This is a genomic window from Nitrospira lenta (assembly GCF_900403705.1).
In the GTDB taxonomy this organism is placed as follows: domain Bacteria; phylum Nitrospirota; class Nitrospiria; order Nitrospirales; family Nitrospiraceae; genus Nitrospira_D; species Nitrospira_D lenta.
In genome coordinates this window covers 365,081-391,089 of record NZ_OUNR01000017.1, presented here as the reverse complement: position 1 = coordinate 391,089, position 26,009 = coordinate 365,081, and the positions used below count along the sequence as shown (strand labels likewise).

The window sequence follows — 26,009 nt, the reverse complement described above, 5'->3', positions numbered from 1 at the left end:
TGAGTGATCGCTCCTTGCTCGATGGGCGAGCCCATCGTAGTATGCAGCGTAGTACGGTGGGGCCGTCATGACGCGTGAATAGCTGGAGTCCAAATCGCACGTGAGCCTGTCCGATCCACTGCCGCAATTCGTTCCCGGTTCCGTGTGTGTGCAATGTGATGTCTGTTGCCGATTTCCCGAGTCGGATAGTTTTCTTCGCCCCTACTTTACGCGGAATGAAATCGAGGCTGCGGTAGCGCAGGGCCTGTCGCCCGCGCTGTTTTCGGACCCCGTCGGATCTCAAATTGCCCTGGTCAAAGATTCACAAAGCGATGGCTACCTGTGTCCGGCCTTCGATCCGGCGACGTCACGCTGCGGCATCTATGCTCACAGGCCGTTCGATTGCCAGCTCTATCCGTTGGCGCTGATGTGGAGTGAGGATGGCACCGCGGTCGAATTAGGCTGGGATACCAAGTGCCCTTTCATGCGGGAGGCCGTTCCCGCAGAAATTCACCGGCATGCCGGGTTGGTTCAAGCGCTCCTTCAGCGGGAGACGACGCTGCGGATGCTGGCGAACAATCCGCGTTTAATCGGCCGGTTTCAAGAGGATGTGATTGTGCTTGCCGCGCTGCCGGAATTGACGGACCGTCTCCGTCTCCATCAGCCGGATCCGCGTCTCCGTCCGCTGCGGCTGGAGGATGCGCCCCGGATGAAGCAGGCGTTGGAGCGGTCCGAATGTCCGGGCCATGAGGCACTAGCGGCCTACGCGTTTGTGTATCACTATATATGGGCGACGACATTGTCCTATTGGTGGATGGAGCGGGACGGTGTATTCTTCCTGTTCGCCCATTCTCCCGATGGCTGGTTTATGCCGGTGCCCCCGCTTGGGGCACGATCGCTGGAAGAATCGGTGGGAGAGGGGCTAGCCGATTTGCATCGATGGAATCACGGTTCTTCGGTCAGCCGGATCGAGAACGTCACGGACCGTCAGAAGCGTGATCTTGCCGGCAGCCCTCTGCAATGGTCGGACAAATTCCCGGACTATCTATACCGGGCCGACTCGCTGGCGCAGCTGGCTGGAGATTCCTATAAGTCGCAACGCGCGCTCTGTAATCGGATTGAACGGGCCGCGTCGGTGACACTCCGTCCATATACGGAGGCCGATCAGCCCGCGTGCCGTGACCTGTTCCGTCGATGGGTGTCGCAGAAACGAGAAGGAACGCTGGATACGATGGGTCAGTTCCTGCTAGAGGATGCCGACGCGGCGCATGAACTCATTTGGGCGGTGGGTGATCGGCTGGGTCTTGCCGGCACCGTGGCCTGTGCGGAGGATCGAGTGGTGGGCTATACGTTCGGCTACTGGCTGGCGCCCGAGACGTTTGCGGTGCTGGTCGAAGTCGCCGACCGATCCATGCCCGGCTTGGCGCAGTATGTGTTTCGTGAGACCTGCCGCGCCGCGCGCTGCGGTGGCGCCGAATATATCAATGCCATGGATGATGCCGGCCTTCCCGGTCTCCGAGCCGCCAAGCAGGCGTACCATCCAGTGGCCACAATTAAAAGTTGGATAGCGAGTCCGTTGCAGCCATGAGTTTTCCCGTTGCCTCACCGCTTGCGCAGTCTTCACGCCGTTACGGATGGCTTCCGTTTCTGATCGTCTTGGTCACGATCCTCGCGCTGGGCATCGGGGCGGTGTTGCTGCGGTATGTCGAGCGGCGGTTGGTGTGGGCCTCGGGAGAACAGTTGACGCTCGCGGCGGCGGAAGTGACGGACAAGCTGGACCGGTTGTTGTTTGAGCGGTACGGCGATGTGAAGATGATGGCTCGCGCGTTCGCCCTGCGGTCATCGGACCGACCCTATCTGGCCAGCTATCTTGCCTGGATGAAGACCGCCTATGCGCCGATGTATTTCTGGCTGGGCGTCACGGACCAGCAGGGCGTGATGATCGCCTCAACCGACGACGTCCTGGTTGGAAAAGATTTCAGCCAGAGCGAGTGGTTTCGAGGTGCGCATGAGTCCCGGCGGGTCCTGATGGGGGATGTGTCGAGACATGAGATCGATGAGGGCGTGGAAACGGTGGCCTTTACGGCGCCAATTCTTGATGCCGAAGGAACGTTCTTAGGGGTGATCACGACGCGGGTGGCGGTGCCGGTATTAGAGGACGTCACGACGCGGACTATTCGGTCGCTGCAACGGCGCGAAGGGTTTGGCGGCGCGGTCGAATATCAGATGCTCACGAAGTCCGGCGAGGTGTTCGTCGATTCGAGGGTGCCGGTACACGAGAAGATCAATCTGCTCGAAATGGGGCTTCCCTCCGTGAAGCTAAGTCAGGCGGGAGAGCCGGGCTATGTGATCGAAGAGCATCTTCGCCGGCGGGTGCAGGTCGTGACGGGTTACGCGGTGACGACGGGCTACGGAGAATTTCCCGGCCTGGGATGGACGGTGCTGGTGCGGATCGACCGCGACGCGATTCTGGCGCCGATACGCTCCGTCGTGCTCTGGAAGGTCGGCGGTGCGGCGCTGGTCATCTGGTTCCCGCTCCTGGTGTTGCTGTTGTGGTCGACGGTGCGGCTGCGGGCGGAGTATCGCCAAGCCCAACAAGAAAGTGCCTGGGCGCGTGCGGCCGAAGCCGCACTGCTCCAGAGCCAGGAGCGCAATCGCGCCATTGTCGATACGGCGCTGGATGGGGTGATTACCATCGACGCGGCGGGTGTCATTACCGATTGGAATGCCCAGGCGGCGGCGATTTTCGGTTGGTCTCGCGACGAAGTCCTGGGGCGGATCCTGTCTGAAACAGTGATCCCCGAACGAGATCGCGCGGCGCATAACCACGGGCTTCGGGAGTTTCTCCGGACCGGCGTCGGGCCGATTCTCAATCGCCGAATCGAAATCACGGCGCGGCATCATGACGGCCGGGAGTTCCCGGTGGAGTTGTCCGTGTCTCCGGCCCGGATCGGCGAGGCCTATATTTTCAGCGCGTTTGTGCGCGATATCACCGATCGGCGGAAGGCCGAGCGGCGGTTGGCGTCGCAATATGCGGTGACCCGGGTTTTATCCGAGTCCTCGACACTGGAAGAAGCCGTTCCGAAGATCGTGCAGGCGGTCGGCGAAAGCCTGGAATGGGACCTCGGGGTGTTTTGGCGGTTTGATAAGCAGACCGGCGTGCTGCGCTGTTTGGATCAATGGCAGGCGCCGACGTTTCAGGGCGATGCCTTTGCTTTGGCGGCATGGCACCAGTCGTTTGCGTCGGGGGAAGGATTGCCGGGACGGATTTGGGCCAGCGGTCAGCCCTGTTGGATCGTGGATGTGGCGCTCGACTCTCAATTCCTTCGGGCCGATGTGGCGGCGCAGGTCGGGCTGCATGGCGGTTTTGGGTTCCCGATTCGAGTCGCGGGCGAGATCGAAGGCGTCATTGAGTTCTTCAGCCGGTATGTGCGGGAACCGGATGACGAGCTGTTGAAAATGGTCACGGATATCGGATTGAAGATCGGCCAGTTCGGCGAGCGCACCAAGGCTGAAGACGCGCTGCAACAGACCGAGGCGCAACTCCGGCAGTCGCAGAAGATGGAAGCGGTGGGACGGCTCGCCGGTGGCGTCGCGCATGACTTCAACAATCTGCTGACGGTGATTCGAGGGTACAGCGAATTGATCCTGGGCCGGCTGGCAGCCGGCGATCCGGCCAAGCGCGAAATGGAAGAGGTCAAGAAAGCCGCAGACCGTGCGGCCGGCCTCACGAGTCAGCTGCTGGCGTTCAGCCGCCGCCAGTTTGTCGCGACGAAAGTGGTCGATCTGAATGCGATTGTCACGAATATGGATGGGATGCTGCGGCGTCTGTTGGGCGAGGATATCATTGAGTTGTGTTCGGAGCTGGATCAAAGTTTAGGGGCCATCAAGGCTGATCCGGGACAGATCGAACAAATTGTGATGAATCTGGCGGTGAATGCCCGCGATGCGATGCCGACCGGAGGCCGGTTGACCGTCGAAACGCGGAATGTCTCGATCGGCAAGGGGCCGCGCCGGGAGACGATGCCACTCGAATCCGGCGACTATGTGCTCCTGGCCGTCAAGGATACCGGGCAGGGAATGAGTGAGGAGACGCAGTCGCATCTCTTCGAGCCTTTTTTCACCACGAAGGCGAAGGGCAAAGGCACCGGGTTAGGTTTGTCGACGGTCTATGGCATCGTGAAACAAAGCGGCGGTACGATCGGGGTCGAGAGCAAGATCGATAAAGGAACGACGTTTAAGATTTTCTTCCCGCGAGTGGATGGGGTGGCGCAGAGCGGCCAGGCGGTTCCTGCGAATGCCGATCGCGTGCATGGACGCGAAACGATTCTCCTTGTCGAGGATGAGCCGGCGGTGAGGGGGTTGGTCCATGAGACGTTGCGGCTGCATGGCTATACGGTGCTGGAGGCCCGGCACGGCATCGAAGCCTTGCTGACCGGCACGCGGCATCTCGGCCCGATTCATCTCTTGTTGACCGATGTGGTGATGCCGCAGATGAGCGGTCCGGAAGTCGCTGAAAAGCTCACGTCGGTCCGGCCTGAAATCAAAGTGCTGTATATGTCGGGCTATCCCGATCATCCCGTCTTTGCGCAAGGCGGGATCAAACGGGACACCGCGTTTCTTCAGAAACCGTTTACCCCGAACGTCTTGGTGCAGAAAGTCCGTGAAGTCCTGGATGGTGTCAAGGTCGCGTAGCCAGACGGCCTGATCTCTCGCCGATCGGCTTGATCTTCCCCCTTGGTTCCGTTTATCGTGCCCCAAAATACTTCACCGCAGGATGGAACAGGTATGAGCCAGTCAGGATGCGAACTCGATATTCAGGCCTTTCGTATTGAGCGGGAACCGTTTTACGCCGAAGTGCGCGGCGAAGTCGGTTTGTTCACGATTGCCGCCAAGAGCAAAATGCCGGTGATGCTGAAGGGGCCGACCGGGTGCGGGAAGACCCGATTTGTGCAACACATGGCGCACAAGCTGGGCCGTCCGTTGATTACCGTCGCCTGTCATGAAGATCTCACCGCATCCGATCTGGTGGGCCGCTATTTGCTGAAGGGGCAGGAGACCGTGTGGATGGACGGTCCCTTGACCGTCGGCGTGAAGCACGGGGCGATTGTGTATCTCGACGAAGTGGTCGAAGCGCGGAAAGACACCACCGTGATCATCCATCCGCTCAGCGACGATCGTCGCGTGCTGCCGATCGAGAAGAAGGGGCAGATCATCGAGGCGGCGGATGACTTTATGCTGGTGATCTCCTACAACCCCGGCTATCAAAGCGTGCTCAAGGATTTGAAGCAAAGCACCAAGCAGCGATTCATGGCGATCGAGTTCGACTATCCCTCCCCCGTCGTCGAAACGACCGTGGTGGAGCGAGAGGCCGGTGTGAGCCGTGACCTCGCCGAGAAGCTGGTGAAGCTCGGCGGCAAAGTCCGCAACCTCAAGAACCATGGGCTGGAAGAGGGTGTGAGTACTCGGTTGCTCATCTATGCCGGGACGCTCATTAGGCAAGGGGTCGCGGCCGATCAGGCCTGCGACGTGGCCATTGCCCGTCCCATCACCGATGACGGGGATATGCAGCGCAGTATTCATGAACTGGTCAAGGCCATTTTCTAGTCCACGCCGAGTCGCGATTCCATACGTGCATGACGCATCCGATTGTGCAGGATACTAAAGGCGGCGCGATCATCACGATTCAGGTCCAACCCAAAGCCTCGAAATCCGAGTGTGTCGGTCTGCACGGTGATGCGCTCAAGGTTCGTGTCGCGGCGCCGCCGATTGATGGCCGTGCGAACGACGCCTTGCTCGCGTTTCTCGCGGCGCAGCTCAAGGTACCTCCGTCCACGCTGGCGATTCAGGCCGGGGCCGTGGGGCGGCATAAACGGGTGCTGTGCACGACGCTGCATGCGGCGGAGGTGCTGGCGAGACTGGGCCTGACCGCAGCAAAAGGACCGGTGGTCTGATGAACAGATGGGGCATGGCGGTCGTGGGTGCGCTCTGTATGGCGGCGTCGGCCTGTTCGGGCGCGAAGCCGGTCTTGTACCCCAATGCGCACTTGCAGTCGGTCGGCAAGGACGTCGCCGCGCAGGACATCGAGGCGTGCAAACAACTGGCTGAGTCTGCCGGCGCCGAAGAGGCGAGCGGAAAGGGAAGCCGGGTTGCGACGAGCACGGCGGTCGGAGCGGGTGTGGGTGCCGCGAGCGGCGCAGTCGGAGGCGCGATTTCCGGTGCAGCCGGGAGTGGGTCGCTCATTGGCGCGGCGAGCGGCGCGGTCTGGGGCCTCCTCACAGGAATTTTTTATGCGTTCGCGGGTTCCCCACAGCCGAATCAGGCCTACGCGAATTTCGTGAATCGGTGTTTGCAAGACAAGGGATATGAAGTGACGGGATGGCAGTGAGGGGGAGTGCCAATCACCTTGGTCAATGCGCTGTGCTCGCTGACCGCCCACGCAAGACGCAATCAAATGTTCAATTGAGGGCGGTGGCCGATCGATGCGCGCAGTGGCGCATTGACCAAGGTGATCGGCTGGTAATTTGAGAGAAGATGATCGGAGGAGCAACGTCGTGCTGAATCAATCGATGTGCCGCATCGTCGCTGTTTTACTGCTGCTTAGTCTTGGAGCTTGTACGGCGCCGGGGCCGGTGTTGCGCTCGAACAAGCATCTGCAATTGAACGGGAGGGAAGGGGCGGAACAGGATATTGCCGCCTGCCAGGACAAAGCCGAGCGGGCCGGGTTGAAAGCCGGTGTGAACCGCACGGGGAGTATCGCCAGCGGCGGGGTGTTGGGGTTGATCATCGGGGGCGTCGGTGGAGCTTCAGCCGGGTTGATCGGAGGCGGCGTGGGTGTGGCGATCGGCGCGGCGGTTGGTGGCGGCTTGGGTTTCATCGGCGGCCTAGCCGCCGGCGCATACAAACCGGCGGATCCTGACCCGGCCTATGCCGACTCTGTCGTGCACTGTCTCATTGGCAGGGGCTACGACGTCAGCGGATGGGAGTGAGGGGTGAGTAGGACGGATCGGTGAGTCTCCTTGCTCGCTGTCCGCGCACGATCAGACTGTGCTCGGACAACGCGCGCAGCCAGAGACTCACCGATCCGTCCTATGGGTGGTAGAGAAGAAGAGTCGGAGGTAGGGTAGTTGGGTTATTTCCGTGCTCGCCCAACGCGCGGCCTAGGGGGAGTGGGCGTCTCGGCGCCGCGAGGGCGGGCGGGTGAGAACGGACCTGGCCCTCGTTGGATGCGCGCAATAGAAACAACCCCCATGCCCAGGCCTATAGTGAGTGAGGAGAATGGTCGCTCAATGCGCGCAGTGAAACCAATCGCAGTAGAAGTCCTAAAAGGAGGGATTCGGTTAACAGAGGGTGCTTTTGCAGTCGGTGATGACGAGGTTGGTCGCTTTTTCTCCTGCTTCAAGTTCTATGTTCAGCCATGCAATTCCTGCTGGTCCGTCCTCTTTTTGTGAGCTGCCCTCAATCGCGCTGACGATGTAATAGCGCCCTGCCGGAATCTTGGTGAACCAGAAGTGGCCGGTTGGATTGGCTCTGGTGGTGCGGAGATAGGGGAGAAGGCGTTTGTCCATCTCCAGTTGGCGTACTGCCTCCTGGGCGCAGTGCAAGGGTTGGGGTGACGTTGGTGTGCTATTAGTTGTCGCTGGATCACCCGGTGGCGGACAGGCGGTTGTCTTTACGCTATGGTCGAACCAATAGCGGGTGTATTTCGTCACTGGAATCAAATGAACTGGCACACCGGCTTGTGTGACGGCTTTCCCCGACGAGGCTCCGAGGAAGACTTGGCCTGACAAGGTGCCATGGCCTTTCTGTTTATAGGCAACAAACTCTTTTTCATTGAAGACCGGAGCGGGCGCGGGGCTTGATTCCACGGCAGCCCCGCGACTTAGGCAGAGGATGCTGGTCAGAACCAGTACGGCTGTCCCGAGCGAGAGGCGCTGGACCGGTCGCAGGGCGGTCATTTTACGGAAGGGGCCGGTTCGTCGGGAGGAGCCGGCGTTGTGGCAGCCTTGTGTTTCAGCGCACGGCCTTTATCCGGCGTTGGATCGGTAATGAGGCCGTAAATTTCCCGCCCCTCGTGGCCTTCCGGGAGATATTCGGTGATCGGCATGCCGTCTTCTCTGACAAACAGCAAGCAGTGGCAGTATTTGTAGATTTGCATCTCATCGCAGGCGCACATCCACCGGCGGAGTTTGGCTTCAGCCTGTTTGTCTTTGTAGAAATTGCATGGGCAGAGGGGTTTTCCCAGCTCATCGATATGCATCGCCAGCCCCTTCACCACGGCTTCGGTGACCGCGGGGGTGGGGTGCATGACGGTGCCGCTCTTCTCGGCGAACCCTTTCACGTATTTCAATATTTTGTCGAGGCTCTCTTGCTTGGGTTCGGCCATGGTGTCTCCCTTCGCATACGCGCATCTGGCGCTGTACACGCTAGTTTACAAGCGCCAGGGCGTCCTTTACAATCCACCACTTCTCAAATTCGGCATCAATGTGGATAGATCGGGCCATGGCGGACTCTCGCGCGGCAACAGAGTTGATCAATCGGATAAGCGGCGATCTGGGGCAGGCCTCGGCGGAGCAGCTGGTCGCCCAATTAGCTGCGGTTGGGGGGAAGCCGGAGCCGGTTGCGGCGGTCCTATCGCTCTTGGAAGAATTGAACGAGGTATCTGAAAAGGTCGGCCGCGCTGCGGTCGAGGCCCTTCCTGAATTGGCGCGCCGGGCCGGTCTTGCGCCGGTCGTCGCCTGGCTCAATCTTGGTATTGTCCTAGTGGAATCCTCCGGTGCCTCTGCGCTGAAATACTTTAAAGAAAGCCCGCGCATGCTGGGAGTGGTGGAACAGCCGGCGGCGCGCAGCGCCATTCTTGCCATTGGCGCCGAGCTGGCGGAGCAAGATGCCAATGTGACGCTGGAATATCTTCGGACGGCGCCGCTGCTCCTCGACGTGATTCCCGCGGAGCAGTTACAGCCCTGGCTTGAGGTCGGGGTGGAATTGACGCAGATCGATGTGGTGGTAGGCCTGGAGTATATCCGGCAATTGGCCGCCATTGCGCCGGTCCTGCCGCTGAGTGAGGTGCGGGGGTGGGTCGGGTTCGGCATGAAGCTGATTCAGCCGAATGCCATCGGGAACCCCGACTATCTGGGCACGCTGGAGTTTCTCCGGACCAGTCCGGCGATTCTCGGAGATCTGGAGCATGCGGCGCTTCGTCCGAAAGTCTTATCGCTCGGGGCGGTATTGGCTGAGCATTCGCCGGAGTCCGCCATTGCCTGGTTAGCGGAGGCGCCGGCATTGCTGCGGGCATTGGCTTCGGTCGAGTGGCAGCTCAAAGTGGTGCAGTACGGGGGACTCATTGCTGAACGGGATGCGGCGGCGACACTCGCGTATTTGCGGCGCGCTCCTGAGATCGTCGCCATGATCGGAGTTTCCCCCGATGCCGGCGTGCGATTTGAAAACTGGTTCAAGGCGGGAATGGAAGTCCTGGCCTACAGCGTAGAGGGCGCGCGCGCGTACTTCGGGTTGGAGTCGCAGCGGTCGCTGGCGTCGGTAGAGCAGGCGTTGAGCGGCGTGCCGCTCCGGCAAGTGGCCCGGACGATCAAATTGTTTGTGCAGGGACTCTGTGGCTCGGACGTGCAGATTCAGGCGCTCCCGGATACGGTGACGGATATCCCTGCTCGCGCAACAGTCAGTGCCGATGGACGTATCATCGCGCTTCCGGCGCTACTCAGGAAATATCAGACCTATGATGAAAATGTGCGGCTCTATCTGGTGATGGCGGCGCATGAAGCGGGACATATTGAGTGTGGCACCTATCGACTGACGCTCGGCTCGCTTCAGGATGTGGTGACGGCCGTGTGTGACCGGTATGGGCGTGGGGCGCAACAACCGGCATCGCTGGCGGCGCTCTTCCGGCTCTATCCGCACCCACGCTTGATGCAGGATCTCTGGACGGTGCTGGAGGATGCGCGAGTTGAGGCGCATTTGCAGCGGGAGTATCCCGGTCTTCAGCGGGATCTTCAGCGGGTGGCCGGCGAAGCGGTAACCCCGCGCGATCCGGCGCATGGACTGACCGTAAAGGAACTGCTGGTCGATTGCCTATTGCGTCTCTCGACCGGCGAATCGATCGAATCGGCGGTGCCTCGGGCAGTGCAGGGTGAAGTTGCGTTGCTCTGGTCGATGTGCGGTCCGGTGTTGGCGCCGGGGGTGTCTGCGGAAGAGGCGCTGCGCCTTGTCCACGCGGTGTATGTCCGCATGGAAGAGTTGTTAGCGCCCAAGGCCGAGATGATTCAGGGTGATCCGGTTCAGGACAATCCGGAGGAGTTGGGCGTGGGGCCGACGGGGTCCGAAGAGACCGGCGAGCCCTATCGTCCGATGACCAACTGGGTGTATCGGGGAGAGATGAATCCCGAGTTTATCTCGCGGGATCAGGCCCCGGGACAACAGGATATGGATGCCGAGGGGCAAGCGCCCGGCGAGCGTGTGGCCAGCGGCGGCGGTGGATCCAAGGAACACAGCGGCAACCAGAAAAGTTCAGGCGGTGAACGGCACGATTCAATGAGCGACGTGATGGGGGGCGGTCGTGCCTTGCCCGCCGTCGTGGATGAGTTGTTGGCGTTGCCGGTCGAAGAGCGGCCATTGGGCAAGGCCGCCGGTGCGAAAGGGATTCGGTATCCGGAATGGGATGTGACGATCCAGGATTACCGGGTGCAGTGGTGCCAGGTCGTGGAGCAACCGGCTGAATCCGGATCGGATGACGCTGTCGTGGCGGCTCTGACGACTCATCGAAGCGCGGTGAAATCGCTCCGCCGGTTTTTTGAGAGTCTTCGTCCCCCGGCCTTCCGGCGCACAGCGGCGCAGGCCGACGGCGAGGATTTGGATATCGACGCCCTGGTTCGCCGGGTGGCGGAACAGCGGGCGGGCATGGAAGGCAGCGATCGTATCTATGTCCGGCATGAGAAAAAAGAGCGGGATGTGGCCGTGGCCTTTCTCGTGGATGTCAGCGGGTCGACCAGCCGACAACTTGAAAGCGGACGGCGGGTGATCGACATCGAGAAGGAAAGTCTGGTACTTCTGTGCGAAGCGCTGGAGGCGGTCGGCGATCAGTATGCGGTCTATGCCTACTCCGGACAGGGCCGGGCGCAGGTCGAGTTTTCGATTGTGAAGGAATTCGATGAGCCCTTAGGCCGTGCCACGGCACATCGGCTGGGTGGGTTGGTGCCACGGCAGCAGAATCGCGATGGTGCGGCGATTCGCCATGCGACAGCGAAGCTGCGGGCCTGTGAGGCTAGAACGAAACTCCTAATGCTGGTGAGTGACGGCCGTCCTCTGGACGGGGACTATAAAGACGACTATTCGCTCGAAGATACCAAGGCGGCGCTCCGCGAGGCGCGGCAGGCTGGGATCGATCCGTTCTGTGTCACGATCGACGCGGCAGCCGATGCGTATCTTCGGCGGATGTATGGCGATGTGCGGTTTGCCGTGATCGACCGGGTGGAATCTTTGCCGGCCCGGTTACCACGAATTTATCAACGATTGACGACGTAGGCCTATGTCCGATACATCTGCACGACCTGCGGTTCCGCCCTGGCTCTATAAATTGTTTACGGGGCACCAGTATCCCTATGTCCGTCGGCTGGCAAAGTTCGGCCAGGCGGTGATTCCTGGCGAGGACCGCCAGGAGCCCACCAAGGACATGATCGATGCCAAGTTCTGGGAGGTCTATCCGCGCTGTTGGGCCAAGATTCTTCAAGAAGTCAAAGTGGGGATGATCGTGGTTTTTCATGACTTGGGTGAGTATCCGGCAGGCGGGTATCAGGCGCTCGTGGACGATCCCGAAGCGTTCCTGTCGGCGACCTACGGCAAGAAGAAGATCAAGGTCAATTTCTACGACGGGGATAACTTTGTCTGCACGATCAATTTCAAGGTGGCGGGTTGGACGGAGCATGAGGGCGGGCATTGACGGGTTCTGCGCCTCCGTTGTATTCGCGCGTGCGCGCAGTGGCCGTGAGGGTTGCGCTAAGCCCGTCAAGGGGGATGGGGAATAGGAAGCGAAGAGGATAAGACCTAGGAACTGAGGTGTGATGATGGGGCGACCGAAGATTACAGTGGTGGGCGCGGGCAACGTGGGCGGGACGGCGGCGCAACGGTTAGCCGAGCGTGATCAGTACGATGTGGTGCTGGTCGACATTGTCGAAGGCGTTCCCCAAGGGAAGGCCCTCGATATGGCGCAGGCCGGTCCGGTCTGCGGCTACAGCACGCGCGTGGTCGGGACCAACGGATATGAGGAAACGGCCGGCTCGTCGGTGGCGGTGATCACGTCGGGGATTGCCCGGAAGCCAGGCATGAGCCGTGACGAACTGCTGGCCACCAATGCCAAGATCGTGCAGTCGGTGGTGAAGGAGCTCATCGCCCGTTCGCCGGAGGTTATCTTACTGCTGGTCACCAACCCTCTGGATGCGATGGTGCATGTGGCCTTGAAGGTCAGCAAGTTTCCCAAGTCGCGGGTGATCGGCATGGCCGGCGTGCTTGATTCGGCGCGCATGCGCGCGTTCATCGCGCACGAGCTGAACGTGCCGGGCCCTGATGTGGAGGCGATGGTGCTGGGTGGACACGGCGATACGATGGTGCCGCTTCCCCGGTACACGACCGTCAAAGGCAAGCCGGTGTCGGACCTCATTTCCAAGGACCGGCTGGATGCAATCGTCAAGCGCACGCGAGAGGGCGGGGCGGAGATCGTGGGACTGCTAAAAACCGGCAGTGCCTTTTACGCCCCCTCTGCGTCAGCGGTCGATATGGTCGACGCGATCATGCAGGATCAGAAGCGCGTGGTGCCGTCGGCGGTGTTGTGCGAAGGCGAATACGGGTTGAAGAATGTCATTATCGGAGTGCCGGTGAAGCTGGGCCGCGGCGGGGCCGAGCAGGTCATTGAATATGAGTTGACGGCGGGTGAGCGCGCGGCGCTGGAGGCTTCTGCCACGGCGGTAAGAGAGCTATGTGCGAATGTCGATCGATTGATGATGTAGTGTCAGTGTGCCGGCATTGTGTCGGTGGCGTGACAACTGTGAGGGGGCTGCAGCAGGATGGGCAGTCGAGCAATAAACCGTGTGAGGAGAGGGAGCTATGAAATTTCTTGAAGATCCGATGCAGACGATCGGTGCGGGATTCGCACTGGCCGTCGTTTTGATAGTGGTGTTTCTCGGCATGTCCGGGATTGGCGCAGGCGAGGTCGATTGGGTGGGTATGATCATGCGCTGGGTGCACTTCTTGGCAGGGATTACGTGGATCGGGCTGTTGTATTTCTTTAATCTTGTCAATGCTGCTTTTCTGAAAAGTCTGGATGGGCCTACGAAAAACATCGTGATTCCGAAGCTGATGCCGTTAGCACTCAACTGGTTTCGGCATGGGGCCACGGTGACTGTGCTGGCGGGCATTGGGTTGTATGGCTATCTGTACGCCAAAGGCGGAACCGGCGCCATGGCGTTGGGGATCGGCGGGTTGTTGGGCATCATCATGATGGCCAATGTCCACGCCATCATCTGGCCCAATCAGAAGAAGATCATTGCGGCAGTGACGGCAGCGGCGCAGGGAACCCCGGCACCTGCCGAGATGGCAGCGTGGGGGAAGACCGCGCTCTATGCGTCACGTGTCAACGTTATGCTCTCGATTCCCATGTTGTTTTTCATGGGGGCCGGCAGCCATTTCAAGTAAGTGGATTTTCGCCATTTCGCCGGTCCGGGAATGTCCGGCCGGCGAAATGGATCCGCCCTACTGGTTACTGCTCCCGATTGCCCTACATGCCTAGCAACGCCATAGGGCCCTTGCCCTAACTGCTTGAGATTCAGGCCTATTCCCCATGAGTTGCCTTGACGGAGACGCGCAGTCAGCCGTATAGTACGGCTTCTAAACTCGCGGATTTTTTCGAAGGAATGTCTATGTCCATCGCGACCGAGCCCCGTCTAGTCCAAAAGCTTGAAGGATCTCCCTGGGAGATTGAAGGCTACCTCAAGGTGGGGGGCTATGAGGCGTGGAAGCGGTGTGTCGACGGCATGAAAGCCGACGACGTCGTGGCCGAATTGAAGAAGGCTGGGCTGCGAGGGCGGGGCGGCGCCGGATTCCCAACCGGGGTCAAATGGGACAAGGTGCTGAACCATCGAATCAAGGAACACTACTTTGTCTGCAACGCAGGCGAACATGAGCCGGGGACGTTCAAAGACCGATTTCTCCTCAAGACGCTTCCGCATCAATTGATCGAAGGCTGTTTGATTGCCGCCCATACTGTTCAGGCCAAAGCCGCTTTTATTTATGTGAATCATGAGTACGAAGAAGAGCGGGAAAATCTGAAGAAGGCCTTGGCTGAAGCTCGTACGCGCGGGCTGGTTGGGAAAAATGTGTTAGGGAAGGGTTTCGACATCGAGTTGCAGGTATTCGAAGGCCACGGGAGTTATGTGGCCGGTGAAGAGACCGCGATGTTGGAGTCGATGCAAGGCCGTCCGGCGATGCCCCGTCAGAAGCCACCGTTTTATCCTACTGATTTCGGCCTCTACGGGAAGCCGACCTTAGTAAACAATGTGGAGACGCTCTGTAACATTCCGCGGATCCTGTATAAAGGCGCCGCCTGGTTTACGCAGGTTGGAACGGAGAAATGTCCCGGCACGATGATGTTTTCGTTAAGCGGCTCTGTGAATCGCCCGGGTGTGTATGAAATGCCCATGGGTGTGACGATCCGCGAGTTGATTGAAAAGTGCGGCGGCGGCGTCAAGGGTGGCCGGCAGATCAAGGCGGTTTTCCCCGGTGGCCCGGCCTTCTCGATGGTGACGGCCGATCAACTCGATTTGCAAATGGATTTCGATTCACTTAAGAAAGCTGGAACCGGATTGGGGTCGGCGGGAACGATTGTGATCGACGATGCGACCTGCATGGTGGCGGCGACGCTGAAATATTCGAATTTCTTCAAAGGCGAGAGTTGCGGGCAATGTCCGCCCTGCCGGATGGGGACGAACAATCTGGCCACGTTGATGGCGAAGATCGAAGAGGGGCAGGGGACGCAAAAGGATATGGATAGCCTGTTGCAGCTTTGCGGGTTCGTGAAGGGAACGGGCTACTGTACGTTGGTGACCGGTGCGGCTGTCCTGGTGCAGAGCAGTGTGAAGCTTTTCCAGAAAGAGTACGAGGAGCATCTTCGGTTGCAGCGTTGCCCGTTTACGCCGGCGGCGGTAGAGGTATAGGGATCGATTATGCCGCGTGTGACCTTCATTCATCCTCAGGGGAAGAGCGGGACGGTGACCAGAAACCTGACGTTGCTGGATGCCGCCAAGGAGCTGGGTTTCTCGCTGAATCATGATTGCGGAGGCAATGCATCGTGCACGACTTGCCGAGTAGAAGTGCAGTCCGGCAGTGACCAGTTGTCCGAGATCGACTTTGACGAGCAGGATTTGTTGGATCGGGAAAACTTGAGTGAGCCCTGGCATCGACTGGGTTGTCAGGCCAGAGTGCTAGGCGATGTCGTCGTACGGGTTCCGGAGTCCAAGTTTGCGGATCCTAAGTTTATGGAGCCTTCGGCCATACAATCAGAGACGCAGGGAGTTGATATTCGGTAGAGAGGTGTTACACTAAGCCAACCCGGGTCGCAGGTTGCGGATCTGGAGATACAGGAGGAAGACCATGGTTACTATTTCAGCGGTTGCAGAACAGAAGATCCGAGAGCTTATGGCGGAAGAGAAGGATGTAGTCGGCCTTCGCGTCTATGTCCGTGGCGGCGGATGCCATGGCTATCAATATGGGATGGCGTTTGAGTCCAAGATGGGCGAAGACGACACCGTCGTGGAAAAGGGCGATGTGAAGGTCATCATGGATTCTCAGAGCGCTCCTCTCTTGCAGGGTGCCGAAGTCGACTATGTCGACAGCGTGCAGGGGTCAGGATTCTCGATCAAGAATCCGCAAGCCAAGACGACCTGCGGCTGCGGCAGTTCCTTCAGCGCCTAAGCGGATTGACCGGAAGGAAGAGGACTCGCACTCTGCCTACAGTTTTCAGATAGTGGAAAGCCAGGGTTGCCCGCGAGGGGAATCCTGGCTTCGTCTTTTTCACCGATCTCAGTGTGAATGGTATGGGACAGGGCAGCATTACCAGGCGGTATCGATTCTGTGCGGCCCATCGGTTACACACCGACTATTTATCGATTGAAGACAACCGGGCGGTCTTCGGTAAGTGTAACAATCCCAACGGGCACGGGCATAATTACGTGGTGCTCGTGACAATCGGGAGTCCCGGTGTCTCGCAGAGCGGGCGAACGATGGATATCGACGCGCTTGATCGCATCGTCACCGAGCGAATTGTGACTCGATTCGATCACCGGGATCTCAACCAGGACCCCGAGTTTGCTACGCGGACGACAACCGGTGAAAATCTGGTGCTGCTGATCTGGGATTTGCTCGTCACACAGGTTCCGGAAGGGCAACTCAAGAAAGTGGCCGTCGTTGAGACGAGAGACAACTATTTCGAATACACGGGGTCGGCCTTGGTTGCGGCGAGATCCTAGGGAGACACTATGGCCAAGCAAGCAGCGAGCCGCCGGCGGAAGCCGGTTGAGGATATGAGCGGGACGGGACGACCGGCAGATCTGGGCGTATTGCAAGCTCTCGTCACAGAGACTTTGCTGGCGCTGGGAGAGAATCCTGGCCGTAACGGATTGCTCAAGACTCCCGAGCGTGTGGCCAAGGCGCTCGCATTCATGACGCAGGGATATCACCGTGACATCGATCAGCTTTTGAACGGGGCGCTTTTCCCGATTGAGTACGATGAAATGGTCATCGTGAAAGACATCGATTTCTACAGTATGTGCGAACATCACCTGTTGCCCTTCTATGGCAAAGTGCACGTGGGGTACTTGCCCAACAAGAAGGTGGTCGGGCTCAGCAAGATTCCCCGCATCGTCGATACCTTCGCGCGGCGGCTCCAAGTGCAAGAACGGCTTACCGTGCAGATTGCGGAGACGCTCAAGACAAAACTGAACGCGCATGGCGTGGGCGTGGTTGTCGAGGCTCGTCACCTGTGCATGATGATGCGCGGCGTGGAAAAGCAAAATACGGTCGCGGTGAGCAGTTCCATGCTCGGCGCCTTCCGGACTCAGCAGCAAACCAGGCTGGAGTTTCTGAAGCTCATACGCCGCAGTGGTGTCGGCACTTCGGACTAGATCGCAGGATAGTGCCCGCCAGTTAGTTCTTCAGTCCCGATTGAAATTCTGCAATAAGGCGGGTAAACGCTTCTGGCTGTTCCAAGTTCGCGAGGTGCGCGGCGTTGGGGATGATGGCCAGTTTCGCGTTGGGGATCTGTTCCGCCATGAGTTTCGCATCGGCCGGTGGTGTCGCGTGGTCCAGCTCGCCGACAATGATCTGTGTGGGGCAGCTGATCTGTTTCAAGAACGGTACTGAGTCTGGCCGTTCGGCCATTGCCATCAAGTCTCCGGCGATCCCGCTGATCTGATTTCCTTCAATCATCGCTCGAACCCGCTGAACGATCTCTGGTCTGCTCTGAATGGTTGCTGGACTCAAGAGCTTCGGAAGCATGATGTCGGCGATCGCAGACGGTCCCTGTTTGTAGGCGATCTGGGCCATCTGGAAGCGCCCCGCTTTTCCCTCGGGCGTATCGGCCTGGGCCTTCGTATCCGCCAGTACCATTCCCTTCACCTGATTCGCATATATTCGATAGAACGCTAACAGGATGTAGCCGCCCATCGATAGGCCGACGAAGAGGGCCTGCCGGATCGAGAGATGATTCAGCAACGCGTGAACATCATCTGCGGCCTGATCGAGGCTGTAGTGCCACAATGGGGCATCGGATTCCCCGTGTCCCCGCAGATCAATGGTGATGACTCGATGGCGTGATGAGAGGGCCGCTTCCTGCTCAGCCCACATGGTGCGATTGAGGGGGAAGGCATGCAGAAAGACTATCGGAAGACCGGTCCCGGTATCATTGTAGGCCAGCGTGATGCCGTTGAGTGTTGCTTGCATCAAATCCCTCCTTACGCTGGCGCTGTTCGTAGCATCGGCGGTATCGATGGTCAAGGGGCGGTTTGCGATCACGGTATATGGCGTATACAATCGGCTGCTTAATAGAGGTAACTGATGGCGACCCCGCGGGAACCAGGGCCTGATTTGTTTGCTGTGCCTCAAACGGAGAGGAAGGCCGACGCACCGTTGGCGGAGCGGATGCGCCCGCGGGAGTTCGCCGATTTTGTCGGGCAGGATGAGATTGTCGGCCAGGATCGGCCGCTGCGGAAGGCCATCGAGTCTGATCGCCTGTCCTCGGTAATCTTCTGGGGCCCGCCAGGATCGGGCAAGACCACGCTGGCGCATCTCATCGCCAGACATACAAAAGCCCACTTCGTAGCGTTTTCAGCTGTCACGGGCGGCATTCCAGAGCTACGCGAAATCATCAAGGCCGCCGAGCACCGGCTCGTGTTGCAACAGCAGAAGACGGTGCTTTTCGTCGACGAAATCCATCGCTTTAACAAAGCCCAGCAGGATGCTTTTCTTCCCCACGTCGAACGAGGGACGGTGATTCTCGTTGGGGCTACGACCGAGAATCCCTCGTTTGAAGTGATCAGTCCGTTGATGTCGCGATCGATCCTGGTTGTGCTCAAGTCTCTCTCTGATGAGGCGCTGGGGATGATCCTGGACCGTGCACTTACCGATTCAGCCGTCGGTCTGGGGCAATTGAAGGCGCGTCTGTCGCCGGAGGCGCGGCAGCGCCTGATCGCATTCGGTAACGGGGATGCGCGTGCGTTGTTGACGGCTGCCGAGTTTGTGGTGACGCAGGCGCCGGTCGGCGCGGATGGTACTCGGTCAATCGATGAACGGCTGCTCGCGGCCTCGCTGAATAAACAGGCGCTCCGTTACGACAAAACGGGAGAGGAACATTACAACGTCATTTTTGCCTATATCAAAAGTCTACGTGATTCCGATCCGAACGGGGCCCTCTATTGGCTTGCCCGGATGTTGGAAGCGGGCGAGGATCCGAAATTCATCGCTCGCCGCATGGTGATTTTTGCTTCGGAAGACGTTGGCAACGCCGATCCCATGGGGCTCTTGGTGGCCAATGCCGTGGCTCAGGCCGTGCAATTTGTCGGGCTCCCCGAGGCTCAGATCAACCTCGCTCATGGGACGACCTACCTGGCGGCTGCACCTAAAGACAATGCATCCTATATCGGCTTATTGGAAGCCAAGGAGGATGCTCAAGCCCATGGAAATCTTGGAGTCCCGCTGCATTTGCGGAATGCCGTAACCTCCCTCATGAAGGGAATTGGATACGGGAAAGGGTATCGGTATGTTCACGATGATCCCCAGGCCAAGGTTGACCAGGCGCATCTCCCGGATGTCTTGAAAGAACGGCAGTACTATCGGCCGAAGCCTCGCCCATAAGTCTTTTTAGGTGGTTTACAAAGTTTTCTAATCGGTTATACTTAGGCCTATGAAGCGCGGAGAGTCGAAGCAAGCAGTTGCCGCCGCGGTCGTCAGCGAACGACGGAAGTTCGTTCGTGCAACATTGGTGGGGTCTGCTCTCATTGCGCCGAAGAGCGGTGGCCGTGCCAGTACGGCCGTGCTCGACAACGTAAATAAGATTGGGGCCGGCCTGCACACCAAGGATCGTTTTCCCATCAATGAGCGAGTGACCGTGTCGCTTGCATTTTTAGATTCAGACGGCGCCGACCAGCAGGAAAAGCTGGAGGGGACGGTCGCCTGGGTGAAGGATTGGGAAAAAGGATTTTTGACGGGAGTGGTGTGGGACGATCTGGTGACGAGAGAAAAGAACCGCTGGCTTTTCTACTACCTTGAAGAAACGATCAGGTCTTCCGTCTAGTTGACGAGGCAGGTCCTTCCGGGTTCGCTTTCCATCGTACAATGCTTCGCCTGATGTATTCTGGATTCCGCTAGGCGAAGGCCGTCAGCTTCTGCTTGACGTCTTCCAGTTCAGCTGAGAGGGTTTCCCACCGGGCGGTGAGTCGCACCAGGTCCTTCTTCCACCCATCATACTCGATCTGCAGATCGCTCCATGCCGTGGACTTCTCTTTGTAGAGAGAGGGATTAGCCAGTTCAAGGTCCCGCGCTTTGATTTTAGTTTCACACTCGGCAATCTCGGCTTCAGCCCGCGCAACCTGTTTTTCCAGTCTAGCCTGGGTTTTGTTCAAATCTCGGCGATCTCCGGCAGCGGACTTGGCTGGAGCCTGTGACGCCATGGCCCTGGTTGGTCCGGCGTTTTTCCCGCGATCCGCGCCCTTCAAGTCGTCGCTCGATTCCTTGATGGAGTCGATTTCCTGTGCCTTCTTCCACAAGTAATACTCGTAGTCGCCCGAAAAGCTGCGGGCCTTGCCTTCTTCGATTTCAATGACGCGCGTGCAGACTCTGGTCAGAAAGGTCGGGTCGTGCGAAATGAAGATGATCGTACCGGGGAAGTCCGAGAGGGCATCGGTAAGCATATCGACCGATGCTGGGTCGAGATGGTTGGTCGGCTCGTCGAGCAATAACGTATTGGCCGGTTCGACCAGCATGCGCGCGAGCGCGACGCGATTGCGTTCCCCTCCGCTCAGCGCCTTGATCGGTTTCTTTTGATCGTCGCCGGTGAAGAGAAAGGCGCCGGCAATTCCACGGAGGAAGTTCATCTCCGCTTGATGGGATACTTCTGAGAGGGATTGGAGAATCGAATGTTCCGGATTCAAGGTCTCGGCCTGGTGTTGCGCAAAGTAATGGAGCGTGACGCCATGGCCGACCGATCTCTTGCCTTTATCCGGTTCTAACGCTCCCGCCAGCATCTTGAGCAGCGTGCTTTTTCCGGCTCCGTTTTCTCCCACCAATGCGACGCGCTGTCCGCGCTCGATCGAACAATCAACTCGATCATAGACCACTTTTTCGCCATAGCGCTTGGCCGCGCCTTCAAGTTCGAGGACCTGCCTGCCGCTTGCTGCGGGGAGCGGGAACTTAAACTTGACTCGTTTGGGATCGCGCTTGATCTCGATCATCTTGACCTTCTCAAGCTGCTTGATGCGCGACTGCACCTGACTGGCTTTGTTTGCCTGGTAGCGGAAGCGATCCACGAAGGTTTGAACCCGCGCGACTTCCTTGGCCTGACGCCCGGCGGCGGCTTCACGCTGCGCGTCCCGCTCGGCCTTGAGCCGCTGGAACGCCGCATAGTTGCCGCGATATTCTTCGATCTTATGGTGCCGCAGATCCCAGATGTGGGTCACGACGCGATCGAGAAATGCCGTATCGTGGCTGATGAGTAACAGCGTCATTTCCGAGTCCAGAAGGAATTGCTCGAACCAGCGCTGGGTTGGTTTGTCCAAGTGGTTCGTCGGCTCATCGAGCATGAGGACGTCAGGGTTGGTCAACAGCAGGTGCGCTAACGCCACCCGCATTCGGTATCCTCCGGATAGCTTTTCAACCTGACGAGTAAAGTCGATCTCCGAGAATCCTAATCCCATGAGGATCCGTTCGGCCTCATGTTCTGGGTAGAGGTCGCGATGGGTGGCGTCCAGCACATTTTTGCCGATGATCGTTTCGAGCTCCTGCGGCAGGTACCCGACGCGGAGCCGCGGGCGCTTGCGGATCGAGCCTTTGTCCGGGGATTCTTCTCCGAGGATCATTCGAAAGAGCGTGGTCTTGCCGGCCCCGTTCGGTCCGACCAGCCCGACCCGTGAATTCGGACGGAGATGCGCGGAGGCGCCTTCAAGCAGAATTCTCGTGGAGTATTGCTTATGGACTGATTCGATTTGTAGCATAGCGATTATTCAATCGAGCAGAGAGGTGAATGAGACGTGGTGGCCCGCGCGCGCAAATTACTTTAACGATCTAGCGGGCGTGGTTCAACCGAGGGTTGGTTTGGTGGAGCTGGCCGGGATTGAACCGGCGACCTCGTGAATGCCATTCACGCGCGCTCCCAACTGCGCTACAGCCCCACACCGTTGGTCTAGAGATACGTACTCCGCGAGAAGTTCTGGCATGCTAACACGCAGGTCACACCCAGTCAAGAAAGCGAAACATGGAGGAGAGCTGGAAGCGGTCTTCATCGGGACCGCCAGCGGGGTTGATGCCGATGTGCGTGGGGTGAGGGGATGGCGCTGCGCTGAGTATTTTAGACGGAGATTGGCTTGACAAACGGGTGGGCGGTACCTACGATGGGCCCCCGCGGCTCTGATCTCCCCATCGGGTCAGAGCCATTTTTTCGTGATTGAACGGGCTGAGAGGAAGTGGTGGTATGGGAAATCTCGTCATAATCGGCGCCCAATGGGGCGATGAAGGCAAGGGCAAGATCGTCGATATTTTGGCGAAGGATGCCAATATTGTCGTGCGGTATCAGGGCGGCTCGAACGCGGGCCACACCGTGATCAATGAGCGCGGGACCTATATTTTCCATCTGATTCCTTCCGGGATTCTTTATCGCGGCACCACGTGTGTCATCGGGAATGGGGTGGTCGTCGATCCGGGAGCGCTGATTGAAGAGATGGATCGGCTCCAATTGTTGGGCATTGCCTTTGGGAAGAATTTTGCTGTCAGCCAGCGGGCGCACATGATTCTGCCGTACCATAAAGCGATCGATCGGGCATCCGAGCAGTCGAAGGGGTCGCGCAAGATCGGCACGACCGGTCGCGGGATCGGGCCATCCTATGCTGATAAAATGGCTCGCGTTGGGATTCGTATGGGCGATTTGTTGAACCCGGCGCTGTTCAGAAAGAAGCTGGAAGAAAATCTCATCGAAATGAATTGGTTTTTGGAACGGCTCTATAAAGTTGAGACCTTTCAGGTCGACAAGGTTTTCGACCAATACATGGGTTATGCGGAACGCCTCAAGGGGTATATCGTCGATACGACCACACTGTTGAATCGGGCGATCAGCAAGGATAAGACGGTGTTGTTTGAGGGGGCGCAGGGCACGCATTTGGATGTCGATTTTGGAACCTACCCCTTTGTGACGTCGTCCAGTTCTGCCGCCGGCGGGGCCTGCACCGGGACCGGTGTGGGGCCGACGATGATCGATGCGGCGATGGGGATCGCCAAGGCCTATACGACCCGGGTCGGAAGCGGACCGTTTCCAACGGAGTTGACCGACGAAGTGGGCCAGGGGCTGCAGGAGCGCGGGCGTGAGTTTGGCTCGACCACCGGGCGCCCGCGGCGATGCGGCTGGTACGACGCGGTCGTAGTGCGCCACGCGGTTCAGGTGAACGGCCTGACGTCGCTGGCGGTCACAAAGCTGGATGTGCTGGACGGATGCAAAGAATTGAAAGTGTGCGTGGGGTATCGGCATGAAGGCGTTCTCTATAAAGAAATGCCGTCTGATCTGGATACGCTCATGCAGTGCGAGCCGGTCTATCAACGGATGAAAGGCTGGACGGCTTCGACAACTGGGGCGACCACGTATAAACAGCTTCCTGCTGAAGCCAAGCGTTATCTGGCTCGTATTGAAGAGCTGGCGGATTGCCGCATTGATATGATCTCGACGGGATCCAAGCGTACCGAAACCGTCACGCTGCGCAATCCGTTGAAGTGTTCCCGACGTCGCCCACGTTCCTAGACGGCCGGATTGGCGCCCCTTGGACTCTTCAGGGGTTGACAATCGCCTGGCTGGATGACAGCATTTCGCATCGTGAGCCGGTAGCTCAGTTGGTAGAGCATCGCCCTTTTAAGGCGAGGGCCCTGGGTTCGAGTCCCAGCCGGCTCACCACGTTGCGAATGGCATCCGCGCCTGGCAGGATGCCCCCTCCCTCCGTGTCGATCCTGCGTCAACGCGCACGAACATACATCAAAAGAGACCGTTGTGATTTTTGGGTTAGGAAAAACGAGGGGGAGACTTGACGTCTCAATAATGCAACCAATACACTGGCTACTATACGTAGGTTTCCCACACTTTGAGCGAGGAACATAACATGCCCTTGATGAAGATTGATCGAGAGGAGCTCCCGGGTCGATTGGTAACGGGTCTTTCGAAAATTGGCCTGGCAATGAAGAGTCGGCCGTGGCGTCGGCAGGGACGGCAGGGAGTTGGGCCATTGCAAGTTCAGGTGTTGTCGTTTTTACGAACACAGCCCAATCGTTGCGCGATGGTCTCGGTCATTGCGAAAGAGCTGTCGGTCAAGCTTCCCACGGCGTCGGAAGTGATTCGTACGCTGGAATTGAAGCAGTTGGTCCGTCGCCGCCGATCAGATACGGATAATCGCGTGGTGACCGTCCATTTGACGGCGAAGGGAATGAAGGCCAGTCAGGTGGGAACGGGATGGCCGGAAGCATTAGCCGCTGCGACGCAGCAGTTGTCAGGGCAGGAGCAGGCCAACCTTCTTGCCATTCTCGTCAAGATGATTCGAGCCTTACAGTTACAGGGAGAAATTCCCGTGGCACGGATGTGCGTGTCCTGTCAGCATTTTAGTCCCAACGCGCATCCCAATAGTGCGGCATCCCATCATTGTCAATTTATCGATGCTCCGCTGGCGGATCAATCGCTACGCCTCGATTGTCCAGATTACACCGAGGCGGCTCCCTCGGTGGCCAAGCAGGCTTGGGAAAAGTTTATTCAAGCCAAATCTGCATAAGGGTGAAGCCGAGAGAGGCTGTGTTGTCTGTAGCGGCACCAGACTAGGATTTATCGCCTCCGACCGGTTCTTTTACCAGATACAACGACCGATCCGATTCAATACTCGTGAGGAGGTCTTCCAGCGCTAACTGGAGGGCCGCCTCAATGGGATCGCGATCGGATGCCGTAACCCACCGCACAGAGGATCCGGTCGCAGATCGTTCCACATCATAGGTCTTGATGGATCCTGTCGTTGTTCCCATGTTTGTCTGGAGGCGGACATGGTAGACGTAGGGGCCCCGTGCGATCATTGCTAGTCTGGCGGTTACTGTCATAACCAGATCTGCGGACCCTTCGGACACGGATGCGAATGTGCCACGGTTGCGGACGTATTCCATTGTGGCGCGAGAGAGATCCGAGGTGCGCCACTCCAGGAGTGTAATGCCCGGCATGTGATCGGCGCCTTGAATGGTCAAGCTGCTGATCGCCACCTGTAGTGAGCGGGGAATAGCACTACTTGCTGGATGGCTTGGGATCGGATGAACTTCAATCCGGCGCACGCATCCAGGAAGAGCTGTGAGGCTGAGCAACAGGAGGCCCAGCCATCCGCCTAGTAACAATCGAGTGAGAGTGGGGAATCTATAGGTCCAGCGCATGGTCGCGATATCGAGCCGAAGGCTAGGGAAGCGTGTGTGTCGTGGGCGGGGACAGGATCTCAAGGTCTTTCAGCGCCCGTTGAGCCTGCTCGCGGTATGAACGGTCGGTAGGATTAGTATAGGTATCGACAATTCTCTGGTAGGTGGCACGTGCTTGCGCGGGCTGCTTCTTGATCGAGAAATATTGGCCCAGCGCGAGCCAGTTTTGCGCCGCCGCTTCATTGGCCGTTTTCATCAAGGCAAATTCCCGTTCTACTTGTGTGGTGCCCTGCATCTGTGCCCGTTTCCGAACCGTCTCCCCCATCTGACTCGCCATGGCTTCAATTTGCTCGTTCTCGCGCACGGCTGCCTCGACATGGTTAGATTTCAGGTGTGAGTAGAATGCCTCGACATGGTCTTTCACGATGTCGGCTCGCTGTTGATAGGTATCGTGGGTACATCCGAAGCTGAGCGTCAGCAGGATTGCGAGGCCAGCGGCGGCCAAATGTAGGGTAGATCTGACCATAGCAGCGTCCTTTCTCGGTCCGGCCAACGCTAGTGTCATAGACGTTGGCCGGACGAGTTTACCACATTCAATCGAGAGTCGGTATGCGGTGTAAGGAAGGTGATGCCGACAGCTTAGAGCGGCCTCGAGCCGAGGTGCGAAAGGCGTAGTGACAGGGCGTTCATGAGTGTGGTACAACTCCCGCGGTTCTTGCCACGATCGTTGTTTCTATGTCCCCATCGTCTAGCCTGGCCTAGGACATTGCCCTTTCAAGGCAGTAACACGGGTTCAAATCCCGTTGGGGACACCAACCATTCTTTAACTCAATTTTTTCAGTATCCCGTTG

General features: G+C 58.6%; 25 protein-coding genes and 3 tRNA genes. 21 read left to right on the top strand and 7 right to left on the bottom strand.

Annotated elements, in window-relative coordinates; translation table 11 throughout:
• Window positions 1–100: 100 nt before the first annotated feature.
• The 6 genes from NITLEN_RS13560 to NITLEN_RS13535 all read left to right on the top strand — a co-directional run bounded on the left by NITLEN_RS13560 (window position 101) and on the right by NITLEN_RS13535 (window position 6,968).
• Window positions 101–1,567 (top strand): phosphatidylglycerol lysyltransferase domain-containing protein, encoded by a 1,467-nt coding sequence (locus NITLEN_RS13560; RefSeq protein WP_121990142.1) that lies wholly within the window; start codon window positions 101–103, stop codon window positions 1,565–1,567.
• Window positions 1,564–4,674: a PAS domain S-box protein gene (locus NITLEN_RS13555; RefSeq protein ID WP_121990141.1), complete on the top strand. Its 3,111-nt coding sequence runs from the start codon at window positions 1,564–1,566 to the stop codon at window positions 4,672–4,674. The genes NITLEN_RS13560 and NITLEN_RS13555 overlap by 4 nt, the downstream gene beginning before the upstream one ends.
• 93 nt (window positions 4,675–4,767) lie before the next feature.
• The gene (locus tag NITLEN_RS13550) at window positions 4,768–5,586 is read left to right on the top strand and encodes a CbbQ/NirQ/NorQ/GpvN family protein (protein WP_121990140.1); all 819 of its coding nucleotides are present in this window, start codon (window positions 4,768–4,770) and stop codon (window positions 5,584–5,586) included.
• 29 nt (window positions 5,587–5,615) lie between these two features.
• A complete protein-coding gene (locus NITLEN_RS13545) occupies window positions 5,616–5,933 on the top strand; it encodes a DUF167 domain-containing protein (protein ID WP_121990139.1) in 318 nt (105 codons plus the stop codon).
• Window positions 5,933–6,367 (top strand): glycine zipper family protein, encoded by a 435-nt coding sequence (locus NITLEN_RS13540; protein ID WP_121990138.1) that lies wholly within the window; start codon window positions 5,933–5,935, stop codon window positions 6,365–6,367. The genes NITLEN_RS13545 and NITLEN_RS13540 overlap by 1 nt, the downstream gene beginning before the upstream one ends.
• 166 nt (window positions 6,368–6,533) lie before the next feature.
• A complete protein-coding gene (locus NITLEN_RS13535; protein ID WP_121990137.1) occupies window positions 6,534–6,968 on the top strand; it encodes a cell envelope biogenesis protein OmpA in 435 nt (144 codons plus the stop codon).
• Between the two features lie 351 nt (window positions 6,969–7,319).
• On the opposite strand, the gene NITLEN_RS17905 is transcribed toward NITLEN_RS13535, so the two are convergent.
• Together NITLEN_RS17905 and NITLEN_RS13525 are read right to left on the bottom strand one after the other, a co-directional pair.
• Window positions 7,320–7,937 carry a hypothetical protein gene (locus NITLEN_RS17905; protein ID WP_146216190.1) on the bottom strand — a complete coding sequence of 206 codons (618 nt, stop codon included), beginning with the start codon at window positions 7,935–7,937 and terminating at the stop codon, window positions 7,320–7,322.
• Entirely contained in the window at window positions 7,934–8,365 is a 432-nt protein-coding gene (locus NITLEN_RS13525) for a ferredoxin-thioredoxin reductase catalytic domain-containing protein (protein WP_121990135.1), read from the bottom strand. The genes NITLEN_RS17905 and NITLEN_RS13525 overlap by 4 nt, the downstream gene beginning before the upstream one ends.
• Before the next feature lie 116 nt (window positions 8,366–8,481).
• Between NITLEN_RS13525 and NITLEN_RS13520 the strand changes: the two genes are divergently transcribed.
• From NITLEN_RS13520 to folE, 9 genes are all read left to right on the top strand, one after another.
• Window positions 8,482–11,514 carry a nitric oxide reductase activation protein NorD gene (locus tag NITLEN_RS13520; RefSeq protein WP_121990134.1) on the top strand — a complete coding sequence of 1,011 codons (3,033 nt, stop codon included), beginning with the start codon at window positions 8,482–8,484 and terminating at the stop codon, window positions 11,512–11,514.
• A 4-nt stretch (window positions 11,515–11,518) separates the two neighbouring features.
• Window positions 11,519–11,929 carry a hypothetical protein gene (locus tag NITLEN_RS13515; RefSeq protein WP_121990133.1) on the top strand — a complete coding sequence of 137 codons (411 nt, stop codon included), beginning with the start codon at window positions 11,519–11,521 and terminating at the stop codon, window positions 11,927–11,929.
• Window positions 11,930–12,053: 124 nt separating this feature from the next.
• Window positions 12,054–12,992 (top strand): malate dehydrogenase, encoded by a 939-nt coding sequence (gene mdh / locus NITLEN_RS13510; protein ID WP_121990190.1) that lies wholly within the window; start codon window positions 12,054–12,056, stop codon window positions 12,990–12,992.
• Between the two features lie 97 nt (window positions 12,993–13,089).
• A complete protein-coding gene (locus NITLEN_RS13505) occupies window positions 13,090–13,677 on the top strand; it encodes a urate hydroxylase PuuD (RefSeq protein WP_245924472.1) in 588 nt (195 codons plus the stop codon).
• Window positions 13,678–13,901: 224 nt separating this feature from the next.
• On the top strand, window positions 13,902–15,194 hold the full coding sequence (gene nuoF, locus NITLEN_RS13500) for an NADH-quinone oxidoreductase subunit NuoF (RefSeq protein ID WP_181416861.1): 1,293 nt from the start codon (window positions 13,902–13,904) through the stop codon (window positions 15,192–15,194).
• A 9-nt stretch (window positions 15,195–15,203) separates the two neighbouring features.
• A complete protein-coding gene (locus NITLEN_RS13495; RefSeq protein ID WP_121990131.1) occupies window positions 15,204–15,566 on the top strand; it encodes a 2Fe-2S iron-sulfur cluster-binding protein in 363 nt (120 codons plus the stop codon).
• A gap of 64 nt (window positions 15,567–15,630) precedes the next feature.
• Entirely contained in the window at window positions 15,631–15,951 is a 321-nt protein-coding gene (gene erpA, locus NITLEN_RS13490) for an iron-sulfur cluster insertion protein ErpA (protein WP_121990130.1), read from the top strand.
• A gap of 122 nt (window positions 15,952–16,073) precedes the next feature.
• On the top strand, window positions 16,074–16,505 hold the full coding sequence (locus NITLEN_RS13485; RefSeq protein WP_121990129.1) for a 6-carboxytetrahydropterin synthase: 432 nt from the start codon (window positions 16,074–16,076) through the stop codon (window positions 16,503–16,505).
• Window positions 16,506–16,559: 54 nt separating this feature from the next.
• On the top strand, window positions 16,560–17,159 hold the full coding sequence (gene folE / locus NITLEN_RS13480) for a GTP cyclohydrolase I FolE (RefSeq protein WP_121990188.1): 600 nt from the start codon (window positions 16,560–16,562) through the stop codon (window positions 17,157–17,159).
• Window positions 17,160–17,181: 22 nt separating this feature from the next.
• Here folE and NITLEN_RS13475 read toward each other — a convergent pair whose 3' ends face one another.
• Entirely contained in the window at window positions 17,182–17,976 is a 795-nt protein-coding gene (locus NITLEN_RS13475) for an alpha/beta fold hydrolase (protein ID WP_121990128.1), read from the bottom strand.
• Window positions 17,977–18,090: 114 nt separating this feature from the next.
• Between NITLEN_RS13475 and NITLEN_RS13470 the strand changes: the two genes are divergently transcribed.
• Window positions 18,091–19,386 (top strand): replication-associated recombination protein A, encoded by a 1,296-nt coding sequence (locus tag NITLEN_RS13470; protein WP_121990127.1) that lies wholly within the window; start codon window positions 18,091–18,093, stop codon window positions 19,384–19,386.
• Between the two features lie 49 nt (window positions 19,387–19,435).
• Complete coding sequence (locus NITLEN_RS13465) at window positions 19,436–19,825, top strand: PilZ domain-containing protein (RefSeq protein WP_121990126.1); 390 nt, start codon at window positions 19,436–19,438, stop codon at window positions 19,823–19,825.
• Window positions 19,826–19,895: 70 nt separating this feature from the next.
• Here the strand turns inward: NITLEN_RS13465 and NITLEN_RS13460 are convergent, their stop codons facing one another.
• Complete coding sequence (locus NITLEN_RS13460; protein ID WP_121990125.1) at window positions 19,896–21,740, bottom strand: ABC-F family ATP-binding cassette domain-containing protein; 1,845 nt, start codon at window positions 21,738–21,740, stop codon at window positions 19,896–19,898.
• Window positions 21,741–21,841: 101 nt separating this feature from the next.
• Window positions 21,842–21,917, bottom strand: a tRNA-Ala gene (locus tag NITLEN_RS13455).
• A 299-nt stretch (window positions 21,918–22,216) separates the two neighbouring features.
• On the opposite strand from NITLEN_RS13455, the gene NITLEN_RS13450 reads away from it, so the two are divergent.
• From NITLEN_RS13450 to NITLEN_RS13440, 3 genes are all read left to right on the top strand, one after another.
• Window positions 22,217–23,530, top strand: coding sequence for an adenylosuccinate synthase (locus NITLEN_RS13450; protein WP_121990124.1), 1,314 nt, complete (start codon window positions 22,217–22,219; stop codon window positions 23,528–23,530).
• Window positions 23,531–23,604: 74 nt separating this feature from the next.
• Window positions 23,605–23,680 (top strand) — tRNA-Lys (locus NITLEN_RS13445).
• Between the two features lie 202 nt (window positions 23,681–23,882).
• Complete coding sequence (locus tag NITLEN_RS13440; protein WP_121990123.1) at window positions 23,883–24,542, top strand: MarR family winged helix-turn-helix transcriptional regulator; 660 nt, start codon at window positions 23,883–23,885, stop codon at window positions 24,540–24,542.
• Window positions 24,543–24,585: 43 nt separating this feature from the next.
• On the opposite strand, the gene NITLEN_RS13435 is transcribed toward NITLEN_RS13440, so the two are convergent.
• Together NITLEN_RS13435 and NITLEN_RS13430 are read right to left on the bottom strand one after the other, a co-directional pair.
• Window positions 24,586–24,975 carry a hypothetical protein gene (locus tag NITLEN_RS13435; RefSeq protein WP_121990122.1) on the bottom strand — a complete coding sequence of 130 codons (390 nt, stop codon included), beginning with the start codon at window positions 24,973–24,975 and terminating at the stop codon, window positions 24,586–24,588.
• 226 nt (window positions 24,976–25,201) lie between these two features.
• A complete protein-coding gene (locus NITLEN_RS13430) occupies window positions 25,202–25,684 on the bottom strand; it encodes a hypothetical protein (protein WP_121990121.1) in 483 nt (160 codons plus the stop codon).
• A 211-nt stretch (window positions 25,685–25,895) separates the two neighbouring features.
• Between NITLEN_RS13430 and NITLEN_RS13425 the strand changes: the two genes are divergently transcribed.
• Window positions 25,896–25,973: transfer RNA gene (locus NITLEN_RS13425), tRNA-Glu, on the top strand.
• The last annotated feature ends 36 nt before the right edge of the window (window positions 25,974–26,009 follow it).

Bases quoted from the DNA above. Each gene is read 5' to 3' on its own strand.
- NITLEN_RS13555 (WP_121990141.1), top strand. From the start codon at position 1,564: ATGAGTTTTCCCGTTGCCTCACCGCTTGCGCAGTCTTCACGCCGTTAC.
- NITLEN_RS13550 (WP_121990140.1), top strand. From the start codon at position 4,768: ATGAGCCAGTCAGGATGCGAACTCGATATTCAGGCCTTTCGTATTGAG.
- NITLEN_RS13545 (WP_121990139.1), top strand. From the start codon at position 5,616: ATGACGCATCCGATTGTGCAGGATACTAAAGGCGGCGCGATCATCACG.
- NITLEN_RS13540 (WP_121990138.1), top strand. From the start codon at position 5,933: ATGAACAGATGGGGCATGGCGGTCGTGGGTGCGCTCTGTATGGCGGCG.
- NITLEN_RS17905 (WP_146216190.1), bottom strand. From the start codon at position 7,937: ATGACCGCCCTGCGACCGGTCCAGCGCCTCTCGCTCGGGACAGCCGTA.
- NITLEN_RS13525 (WP_121990135.1), bottom strand. From the start codon at position 8,365: ATGGCCGAACCCAAGCAAGAGAGCCTCGACAAAATATTGAAATACGTG.
- NITLEN_RS13520 (WP_121990134.1), top strand. From the start codon at position 8,482: ATGGCGGACTCTCGCGCGGCAACAGAGTTGATCAATCGGATAAGCGGC.
- NITLEN_RS13515 (WP_121990133.1), top strand. From the start codon at position 11,519: ATGTCCGATACATCTGCACGACCTGCGGTTCCGCCCTGGCTCTATAAA.
- mdh (WP_121990190.1), top strand. From the start codon at position 12,054: ATGGGGCGACCGAAGATTACAGTGGTGGGCGCGGGCAACGTGGGCGGG.
- NITLEN_RS13505 (WP_245924472.1), top strand. From the start codon at position 13,090: ATGAAATTTCTTGAAGATCCGATGCAGACGATCGGTGCGGGATTCGCA.
- nuoF (WP_181416861.1), top strand. From the start codon at position 13,902: ATGTCCATCGCGACCGAGCCCCGTCTAGTCCAAAAGCTTGAAGGATCT.
- NITLEN_RS13495 (WP_121990131.1), top strand. From the start codon at position 15,204: ATGCCGCGTGTGACCTTCATTCATCCTCAGGGGAAGAGCGGGACGGTG.
- erpA (WP_121990130.1), top strand. From the start codon at position 15,631: ATGGTTACTATTTCAGCGGTTGCAGAACAGAAGATCCGAGAGCTTATG.
- NITLEN_RS13485 (WP_121990129.1), top strand. From the start codon at position 16,074: ATGGGACAGGGCAGCATTACCAGGCGGTATCGATTCTGTGCGGCCCAT.
- folE (WP_121990188.1), top strand. From the start codon at position 16,560: ATGAGCGGGACGGGACGACCGGCAGATCTGGGCGTATTGCAAGCTCTC.
- NITLEN_RS13475 (WP_121990128.1), bottom strand. From the start codon at position 17,976: ATGCAAGCAACACTCAACGGCATCACGCTGGCCTACAATGATACCGGG.
- NITLEN_RS13470 (WP_121990127.1), top strand. From the start codon at position 18,091: ATGGCGACCCCGCGGGAACCAGGGCCTGATTTGTTTGCTGTGCCTCAA.
- NITLEN_RS13465 (WP_121990126.1), top strand. From the start codon at position 19,436: ATGAAGCGCGGAGAGTCGAAGCAAGCAGTTGCCGCCGCGGTCGTCAGC.
- NITLEN_RS13460 (WP_121990125.1), bottom strand. From the start codon at position 21,740: ATGCTACAAATCGAATCAGTCCATAAGCAATACTCCACGAGAATTCTG.
- NITLEN_RS13450 (WP_121990124.1), top strand. From the start codon at position 22,217: ATGGGAAATCTCGTCATAATCGGCGCCCAATGGGGCGATGAAGGCAAG.
- NITLEN_RS13440 (WP_121990123.1), top strand. From the start codon at position 23,883: ATGCCCTTGATGAAGATTGATCGAGAGGAGCTCCCGGGTCGATTGGTA.
- NITLEN_RS13435 (WP_121990122.1), bottom strand. From the start codon at position 24,975: ATGCCGGGCATTACACTCCTGGAGTGGCGCACCTCGGATCTCTCTCGC.
- NITLEN_RS13430 (WP_121990121.1), bottom strand. From the start codon at position 25,684: ATGGTCAGATCTACCCTACATTTGGCCGCCGCTGGCCTCGCAATCCTG.